The following is a 280-nucleotide window of genomic DNA, read 5'->3' on the forward strand; positions in this document are numbered from 1 at the left end:
AGTGGAGCGCTCAGGCGTTCAGTCTCGCGGCGCTGAATAACGACGCTCAATACTGGCAAGCGTTGAATGATCCGGACATTACCGTACCGGGTCGCTTTCTGGAAAACTTTGAAAGCCCCGAACGCACGCCCGAGTACTTGCTGGCCAAACGTTTTCTCGTTGAGGACGCGGACGATCTGACCGACACGCTGAAGGCGTGGACGGCGCTGCCCGCCGGACGTCTCGGGTTGATGAGCCTGGCGGTGCTGGATCTCTGGCGCGACCGCGGCGCCGAGCCCAG

Annotated in this window: 1 protein-coding gene; it reads left to right on the plus strand. The window is 62.1% G+C overall.

The window, feature by feature from the left end; translation table 11 throughout:
• A partial coding sequence (locus B3187_RS02620) for a hypothetical protein (RefSeq protein WP_286804478.1) occupies window positions 1-280 on the plus strand: 280 nt, incomplete at both ends.

It is taken from the genome of Marinimicrobium sp. UBA4209, assembly GCF_002381585.1.
GTDB lineage: Bacteria > Pseudomonadota > Gammaproteobacteria > Pseudomonadales > Cellvibrionaceae > Marinimicrobium > Marinimicrobium koreense.